Source organism: Streptomyces bugieae, from assembly GCF_036352915.1.
Classification (GTDB): domain Bacteria; phylum Actinomycetota; class Actinomycetes; order Streptomycetales; family Streptomycetaceae; genus Streptomyces; species Streptomyces endophytica.
Genome location: NZ_JAZBJP010000118.1, coordinates 1 through 478, shown reverse-complemented (window position 1 = coordinate 478; position 478 = coordinate 1). Strand labels below are relative to the sequence as shown.

The window sequence follows — 478 nt, the reverse complement described above, 5'->3', positions numbered from 1 at the left end:
GGTCGGCCGTGTCGTCGCGGTCGGGTGCGGATGCGGCGTACCGCTCGATCTCGGTGCGCGCGTCGGCGGCGGACATCGGGCCCTCCGCGAGACGGTTCAGGACGAACTCCTCCGCCCGGCTCAGCGGGTACAGGGCCGAGGCCGCCCGGTCGACGGCGATGGTCAGCGTCATGCGTGACACCTCGAAGACGGGGCGGGTGTCCTGCGCGGCGGGGTCGTCGAAGTGCACGGCCCCGGAGTTGGCCACATGGACCCGCTGGAGCTCGCAGTCGGTGGCCAGGGCGACCGTCGCCGTGTCCGGTACGGCCTCCGCCGGGCCCGCCGGTTCGTCGGCGGCGGCGAAGAACCGGCGGAACGCGTCCGGGCCCACGTCGGCGTTGTAGAGGATGTCCTCCGGTACGTCGATCAGGGCGACCTCCGGGTAGAGGCGCTGGATGCGTTCCATGGCCGCCGCGCCGTCCGACACCTTCTCCGGCGA

The 478-nt window shown here is 73.2% G+C and carries 1 protein-coding gene; it reads right to left on the bottom strand.

Translation table 11 applies throughout. The features are described from left to right. The coding region (locus V2J85_RS40460) for a hypothetical protein (RefSeq protein ID WP_330824369.1) at window positions 1-478 on the bottom strand (478 nt) is incomplete at both ends.